This window comes from Waltera acetigignens (assembly GCF_025567015.1).
Lineage (GTDB): Bacteria > Bacillota > Clostridia > Lachnospirales > Lachnospiraceae > Acetatifactor > Acetatifactor acetigignens.
The window spans coordinates 59,828-67,535 of the sequence record NZ_JAOQJO010000011.1; the positions used below are offsets into that span (position 1 = coordinate 59,828).

Annotated in this window: 6 protein-coding genes; all 6 read left to right on the forward strand. The window is 51.4% G+C overall.

Annotation, left to right across the window (positions count from 1 at the left end):
* Nucleotide 1: 1 nt before the first annotated feature.
* Complete coding sequence (locus OCV96_RS11275) at nucleotides 2-2,095, forward strand: glycoside hydrolase family 65 (protein ID WP_262594552.1); 2,094 nt, start codon at nucleotides 2-4, stop codon at nucleotides 2,093-2,095.
* 69 nt (nucleotides 2,096-2,164) lie between these two features.
* Nucleotides 2,165-3,301 carry a glycoside hydrolase family 88/105 protein gene (locus tag OCV96_RS11280; protein ID WP_227061850.1) on the forward strand — a complete coding sequence of 379 codons (1,137 nt, stop codon included), beginning with the start codon at nucleotides 2,165-2,167 and terminating at the stop codon, nucleotides 3,299-3,301.
* The gene (gene rlmD / locus OCV96_RS11285; protein ID WP_262594554.1) at nucleotides 3,302-4,903 is read left to right on the forward strand and encodes a 23S rRNA (uracil(1939)-C(5))-methyltransferase RlmD; all 1,602 of its coding nucleotides are present in this window, start codon (nucleotides 3,302-3,304) and stop codon (nucleotides 4,901-4,903) included. It begins immediately after the preceding gene.
* Between the two features lie 17 nt (nucleotides 4,904-4,920).
* Nucleotides 4,921-5,823: a LysR family transcriptional regulator gene (locus OCV96_RS11290; protein WP_262594558.1), complete on the forward strand. Its 903-nt coding sequence runs from the start codon at nucleotides 4,921-4,923 to the stop codon at nucleotides 5,821-5,823.
* Between the two features lie 194 nt (nucleotides 5,824-6,017).
* A complete protein-coding gene (locus tag OCV96_RS11295) occupies nucleotides 6,018-6,923 on the forward strand; it encodes an alpha/beta hydrolase (protein ID WP_262594561.1) in 906 nt (301 codons plus the stop codon).
* Between the two features lie 22 nt (nucleotides 6,924-6,945).
* On the forward strand, nucleotides 6,946-7,708 hold a 763-nt coding region (locus OCV96_RS11300), incomplete at its 3' end, for an iron-containing alcohol dehydrogenase (RefSeq protein WP_262594562.1).

Genomic DNA, 7,708 nt, shown 5'->3' on the forward strand with positions numbered 1-7,708 from the left:
TATGGTCGCAGAACATAAAATAGACAGGCAGAAACTGATATCGGGACATAATCCGGTGCTGACGGAGATAGCAACGGACTCCCCGCTTACGGTAGGAAACGGAGAACTTGCTTTTACGGCGGATATCACCGGAATGCAGACGCTATACGAGGAATATCAGGAACTCCCGTTGTGTACAATGTCACAATGGGGATGGCACACGAAACCGGTAAGCAGGGAAAAGTACAATTATACACTGGATGATCTGGTGATGACGGAATATGTAAACAGAGAAGGACGTCTGTTAAAATATCCGCAGGATAAAAAGGTGGGCAATGAAGATGTCTATAACTGGCTGCGGGAAAATCCCCACAGACTGAATCTGGTAAGGGTCCGCCTGCAGTGGGAAGAGGAGAGCATTTCTGCAGAAGATATCACCGGGGTGCGGCAGGAACTGGTTCTGTATGAAGGGATTCTGTACAGTGAATTCCAGATACGGAACAATGCCTGCAGAGTGCGGACCGCCTGCCACAATGAAGGGAGAGACATCCTGGCCTTTTCTCTGGAGAGCGAGGCACTGAAGGAGAAAAAGATTAGTATAGTGCTGGATTTCCCCTATGGAGCTTCGGATATTACCGCATCGGATTGGACACAGAACGACAGACACCGTACCACGATACTGCAGACGAGTGATGAAAAAATGCTTCTGTGGAGACAACTGGACAGGGATGAGTATTATGCAGGTATCTATGCGCAGGGAGGAAGGATCCGAAAGGAAGGCAGCCATACCCTTCGTATTTTCGCCAATGGAGAAAAACTGGACATCTCCATAGCGTTAGGAAAACAAAAAGAGCAGGCAGAATGTTTATCTGCACAGGAAGTAATGAACGCATCCAAAAGAGGGGGTGGGCGTTTCTGGGAGCGGGGCGGTATCATTCAGCTGAATAAAAGCGCTGACCCCAGAGCAAGGGAACTGGAACGGCGGATTATTTTGTCACAGTATCTTATGGCAATCAATTCCAGTGGTTCAACACCTCCGCAGGAGACAGGACTGACATGTAACAGCTGGTACGGTAAAATGCATCTGGAGATGTATCTGTGGCATTGTGCATGGCTTCCGCTGTGGCATCAGGAGGAGCTGCTGGACAGAAGCCTGGCATGGTATAGGGAACATCTGCAGCAGGCAAGAGAAAATGCGGCAAGAAACGGCTACAAAGGAGCAAGATGGCCGAAAATGATCGCCACGGAAGGAGTGGACTGCCCTTCCAATATTGCGCCCTTGCTGGTGTGGCAGCAGCCGCACATTATCTATATGCTGGAAATGGCATATCGCAGAAAAAGAAATCGCAGATTCTTAGAGGAGAACTGGGAACTGGTGAAGGAAACCGCTGATTTCATGGTAGATTTTGTGGGATGGGATCCGGTGAAAAAAGTCTACAGTATCTGTGCTCCGGTAATACCGGTACAGGAATGTCATAAGGCAATGGATGTGTGCAATCCGGCTTTTGAAGTGGAGTATTTCCGGGATACCTTGCGGATCGCCGGATGGTGGGCAGAACGACTCGGCAGGGAAAAGGAAGAACTCTGGGAACAGGTAGCAGAGCATATAGCAAAACTGGCGGAAAAAGACGGCGTGTACCTGGCACATGAAAATTGTCCGACGACATTTACGGAGTATAACAGAGATCACCCCTCTATGCTGGGAGCTTTTGGTCTGATCGACAGTGACCGGATAGACAGGACGGTTATGGACAACACATTGCAGTTGGTGGAGGAATGCTGGAAATATCCTACCCTGTGGGGATGGGATTTTGCCATGATGGCGATGACGGCGGTAAGATTAGGAAAGCCGGAGAAAGCAATAGAGTTACTATTGAAGGAATCTCCAAAGAACTGTTATGTCACAAGCGGCAATAACCGGCAGACAGGACGAAAGGACCTGCCGTTGTATCTGCCGGGAAATGGATCACTGTTATTGGCAGCAGCAATTATGGCGGCAGGATATGATGGTTGTGACAGGCAGACACCGGGGTTCCCGGATGACGGACAATGGATCGTGGAATTTGAAAATATTGATCCATTGCCGGGTACGAGCCCTGTCAGCCCCATTGACTAGGCAGGAAATAAAGTGTAAAATAAAGCTATATGCCGTAAAATAGAAATTTGGAGGAAATAATACATGCAACTGCCTATTTTTGAGAAATACATTGATGAACTGATTGAGAAGAGTACTCTGGATGTCCCTGCATGGAACATTGAGAAGGCCAGAGAGGGGAAAGCTGCCGGATGGAACTACATCGACGGCTGCATGATCCTGGCACTCTTAGAGATCTACAGCACCACCGGAGAGAAGAAGTATTACGAATTCGCAGATGCATTTATTGACCACAGAGTGCAGGAAGACGGTACCATCACCAAGTATTCCGTGGAAGAATATAATATTGACAATGTCAATGCGGGCAAGACTCTGTTCGCATTGTATGCCCTGAATGGTAAGGAAAAATACCGCAAGGCCATCGACCTGATCTACAGCCAGGTGGAGACCCAGCCCCGCACCGAGGAAGGCAACTTCTGGCACAAGAAGATCTATCCCAATCAGGTATGGCTGGACGGCATGTACATGGGACAGCCCTTCTACATGGAGTATGAGACCAAATTCGATGACAAGAAGCACTATGATGACATTTTTCATCAGTTTGCCAATGTTGTAAAATATATGAGAGATCCCAAGACCGGATTGTACTATCACGGTTATGATGCTTCCAAAAAGGCATTCTGGTGTAACAAGGAGACCGGTCTGTCCCAGAATTTCTGGCTGAGAGCACTGGGCTGGTATTCCATGGCATTGTTGGACACTCTGAGCAAATGTGAGCCGGGGGAAGAGTACAAGGCAGAGTATGACAATCTGAAGAAGGTATTCGTGGATCTGATCGATTCCATGTTAAAATTCCAGGACGAGAGCGGTATGTGGTACCAGCTTCCCGCACTGGGTGGTCAGGAGCCGAATTATTTAGAGACCAGCGGAAGTGCGATCATGGCATACTCTCTGCTGAAGGGTGCGAGACTTGGATTTTTACCGGAGTCTTACAGAGCTTATGGATTAAAGGCATTTCAGGGAATCTGTGACCGTTATCTGAAGGAGAAGGATGGACATTTAAGCCTCGGCGGTATCTGCCTCGTGGCAGGACTGGGACCTGAGGATAACCGTCGGCGTGACGGCAGCTTCGAGTATTATATGTCCGAGCCCATCGTGGAAGACGATGCCAAGGGTGTGGGACCGCTGCTTTTGGCTTACACAGAAATGAGAAGACTGGATGACTAAATGAAGTCAGGCGGAATGATGAAGAACGATAACAGAAATGACAGAAGAACATCCGGACCTGCGAAAGGGACGGAAAAGACCAAAGCAACGGGAAAAGCCAATGCGGCGGGAAAAACTAAAGTGCCGGCAGGCAAGGAAAACCGGGTGCCCGTAGGACAGGGCCGGGAAAAGACGGCTGTTAAAAAGAAGAGTGGTCTCTGCCCGGTGGCTGATAAATGCGGCGGGTGCAGCTGGATCAACAAGCCCTATGTGGAACAGTTGAAGAATAAGGAAAAGCAATTAAAGGAGCTTCTGGCTCCTTTTTGCAAGGTCGAGGGTGTCATTCCCATGGAGCACCCGGAGCATTACCGGAACAAGGTACATGCGGTATTCGGCGAGAACCGGTATCACGATGCCATCTCCGGCATTTATGAACAGAAGAGCCACCGGATCGTTCCCGTGGACAGCTGCCTGATCGAGAATGCCAATGCGGATGAGATCATTGTCTCTATAAGAGGGCTGCTGAAATCTTTTCATATCCGCCCTTACAATGAGGACACCGGGTATGGGCTGCTGCGCCATGTGCTGATCCGGACCGGCCATGTTACCGGACAGATCATGGTGGTGCTGGTACTGGCTTCCCCAATCCTGCCCTCCAAGAATAATTTTGTGAAGGCACTGTTGAAACTGCACCCGGAGATCACCACTGTGGTCATCAATGTCAACAATCGAAATACCAGCATGGTACTTGGAGACAAGGAGCATGTGATCTATGGCAAGGGATACATTGAGGATGAACTGTGCGGAAAGAGGTTCCGTATTTCTCCCAAATCCTTCTATCAGGTGAATCCGGTACAGACCGAGATACTCTATGGGAAAGCTTTGGAGTATGCCGGACTCACCGGCAAAGAGACTGTGGTGGATGCCTACTGCGGAACCGGAACGATCGGCATGATCGCCAGCGACAAGGCCGGCAAGGTCATCGGTGTGGAGTTAAATGCCGATGCTGTACGGGATGCCCGCAACAATGCCAAGGCGAACCAGATCCGCAACATCCAGTTCTACCAGAACGATGCCGGGAAATTCCTCGTGGAGATGGCTGGACAGGGCGCGAAGGTCGATGTGGTCCTGATGGATCCCCCCAGAAGCGGCAGCACCGAAGAATTCATGAGCTCCGTAGTCCGGATCGGCCCGGAACGGATCGTCTACGTCTCCTGCAATCCCGAGACACTGGTCAGGGACCTGAAGTATTTTAAGAAGAAAGGTTACCGTGTGGCGAAGGGCGTAGGCGTGGACATGTTCCCGTTCACCGAGCATGTGGAGACGGTTTGTCTCTTAGTTCTGAGAAATCCTGTGACACATATCAATATTGATGTGGATGTGGAAGAAATGGTGCAGGATAAAAGAGGAATGGCAACCTATGGACAAATCAAGGATTATGTTCTGGAACACAGCGGTTTGAAGGTCAGCAGTCTTTATATCGCTCAGGTAAAGCAGAAACACGGCATTATTGAGCGCGAGAACTATAATAAGCCGAAATCCGAGGATGCCAGGCAGCCACAATGCCCACCGGAAAAGGAAAGAGCCATTACGGAGGCATTGAAATATTTTGGAATGCTATAAAATAAAGGAGGTGCTTCATGTATAACCCACAGCTTGAAACTTTTCTGCGCGTGGCGGATGCAGGCAGCTTCAACAAAGCCGCCGAAGAAAGCTACATCACGCCCACGGCTGTCATCAAGCAGATCAATCTTTTAGAAGAATCCCTCGGCGTGAAGCTCTTCGACCGTAGCCACCGGGGGCTGCAACTCACAAAAGCTGGACGCTCTATGTATCAGGATGCAAAATATATCATCCAGTATTGCCGGGACTCCGTGACTCGGGCAAAAAACGCCATGCAGGAGGATGAGAATATCATCCGCATCGGTTCGTCCCCCATGACGCCCGCACAGCTTTTGATGGATCTCTGGTCGAGAGTGCAAGCATTGCACCCCGACATTAAATTCCAGATCGTGCCCTTTGAGAACACCCCGGAAAATGCGAGAGAGATCCTTGCAAATCTCGGAAAGAACATTGATGTAGTAGGCGGTATTTTTGATGAGACCATGCTGCACCTGCGGGGCTGTGCTGGGTTGGAGCTGACGCGGGGGCGCTTCTGCTGTGCAGTCTCCATCCACCACCGGCTGGCGGACAAAGACAAGCTGCAAGTTTCTGACCTCTATGGGGAGAATCTGCTGCTGATGCACCGGGGATGGAGCCACTATGTCGATCAGCTTCGGGACGATCTGTGGCAGCACCACCCGCAAATTCACATTGTGGATTTTGATTTTTACAGCATGGACGTGTTCAACCGCTGCGAGAACACCAACGATGTGCTGCTGGCGATTCCCGGCTGGGCGAATGTCCATCCGCTTCTAAAGGTCATTCCTGTCGAATGGGAACACAACATCCCCTACGGCATCCTCCATTCCCCGGAGCCGACACCGACGGTGCGGCGGTTTCTGGATGCGGCGAAGGCCGTCAGAAAAGAACTGTACGGCTGATTATAACTCAAAGGTATATACTGATGAACAAAGCGAGACTTCCGCGGAAGTCTCGCTTTTTTTATAATAATGGCAGAAAACAAAAGGTGGTCGAACCCATGAAACCAGTCTCATACATGGCAATAGTTCTATGCGTCATGCTATTCTTGACCGGATGCAGCTCTGGCGCGGTAGACGAGGAAGTGAACGAATCCATGCAAAATAAAACCGCCGTGCAAAATAAAACCGAACTCTTTACTCGCAATACAAAAATCGAAGATGTCATCAATGCTCCGTCCTTTGACGGCTTCGGGCGGCTGCTGTTTCCAACGGACGAGTATTATTACAGCGGCGACACTCTGGAAGAACTCGGGCTGACCTACTACAGCCATATTGATCCAGACGAAACGGTGGAGATCGTGAACACTCTGCGAGAGCGGGCAGCGGACGGCCAAACCATCTTCTATGACATTTACACTGACGAGGAAAAGGCGGCTGACCCTGCCAAAGAAGATACAGGATTGTTTTTCTTCAAGGGAGTCCCCGGCGAGAAATTCGCTATCTGCAATGCAGGCGGTGCCTTTGCCTATGTGGGCGCCATGCAGGACAGCTTCCCTCATGCGCTGGAGCTTTCTCAAAAGGGCTACAACGCCTTCGCTCTCATTTATCGCCCCGGCGCACAGACTGCCTGCGAGGACTTGGCAAGAGCCATCCGCTTCATCTTTGCCCATGCGGACGAACTGGAAGTGGACACCGGCTGCTACTCCCTATGGGGCGGCTCAGCGGGAGCGCGGATGGCGGCGTGGCTTGGGTCTTACGGTGCAGAAGCTTTTGGCGGCGGCGATCTGCCCCGTCCCGGTGCGGTCATCATGCAGTACACGGGACTGAGCGAGTATTCCGAAAGTGATCCGCCCACCTATGCCTGTGTCGGTGACAGGGACGGCATCGCCAACTGGCGGGTCATGCAGGCGCGGCTCGAAGCCATGCAGCAGGCCGGGATCGACACGGAGTTTCATGTGTATTCCGGTCTGGGGCACGGCTTTGGACTTGGGACTGGAACCAGCGTCGAAGGCTGGATCAATGATGCCGTCGCCTTTTGGGAACAGCAAATGAAGAAATAACATTCAGAAAGGATGCGTTTTTATGAACAACTTTATTTTTGAAAACAAGACCAAGGTGTATTTTGGCAAGGGCGGCGTGAAGGAGTATCTGGGCTGCCTGCTGGATCACTACGGCGACACCGTCATGCTGGCTTATGGCGGCGGCTCCATCAAGCGCAACGGTGTCTATGACGAGGTGATGGGCATTCTGAACGCCAAGGGAAAGCGAGTCGTGGAGTTCTCCGGAATCATGTCCAACCCCACCTATGCCAAGGCGCAGGAGGGCGCAAAGCTGGCGCGGGAGAATCATGTTGACCTCATCCTCGCCGTGGGCGGCGGCAGCGTCTCTGATTGCTGCAAAGTCATCTCCGCGCAGGCCAAACTGGACGAGGACATTTGGGAACTGGAGAACACCAAGCACACATTCCCAACGGAGTTTATCCCCCTCGGCACCATCGTCACGGTGTTCGGTACCGGCAGCGAGATGAATAACGGTGCCGTCATCACCCACGAGGGAAAGAAGATCAAGGGCGCTCTTTGGGGCGCACAGGCGGATTTTGCCTTCCTTGACCCCAGCTACACGCTGTCCGTTCCCATGAAGCAGGTCATTTCCGGTGCGTTTGATACCCTGAGCCACGCCATGGAGACCTACTTCGGCAAGCCGGATGAAAACAACCTGTCCGACGATATTAACGAAGCCGTCATGCGCAGCGTCACCCGCAACATTCGGGTTCTGCTGACCGACCCGGAGAATTACGATGCCCGCAGTGAGCTGGCCTGGGCGTCCGCCATGGCAGAAAACGGCG

Excerpts from the sequence above, each read along its gene's own strand:
- rlmD (WP_262594554.1), top strand. The coding sequence starts at position 3,302 with ATGAAGTCAGGCGGAATGATGAAGAACGATAACAGAAATGACAGAAGA.
- OCV96_RS11275 (WP_262594552.1), top strand. The coding sequence starts at position 2 with ATGGTCGCAGAACATAAAATAGACAGGCAGAAACTGATATCGGGACAT.
- OCV96_RS11290 (WP_262594558.1), top strand. The coding sequence starts at position 4,921 with ATGTATAACCCACAGCTTGAAACTTTTCTGCGCGTGGCGGATGCAGGC.
- OCV96_RS11295 (WP_262594561.1), top strand. The coding sequence starts at position 6,018 with ATGCAAAATAAAACCGCCGTGCAAAATAAAACCGAACTCTTTACTCGC.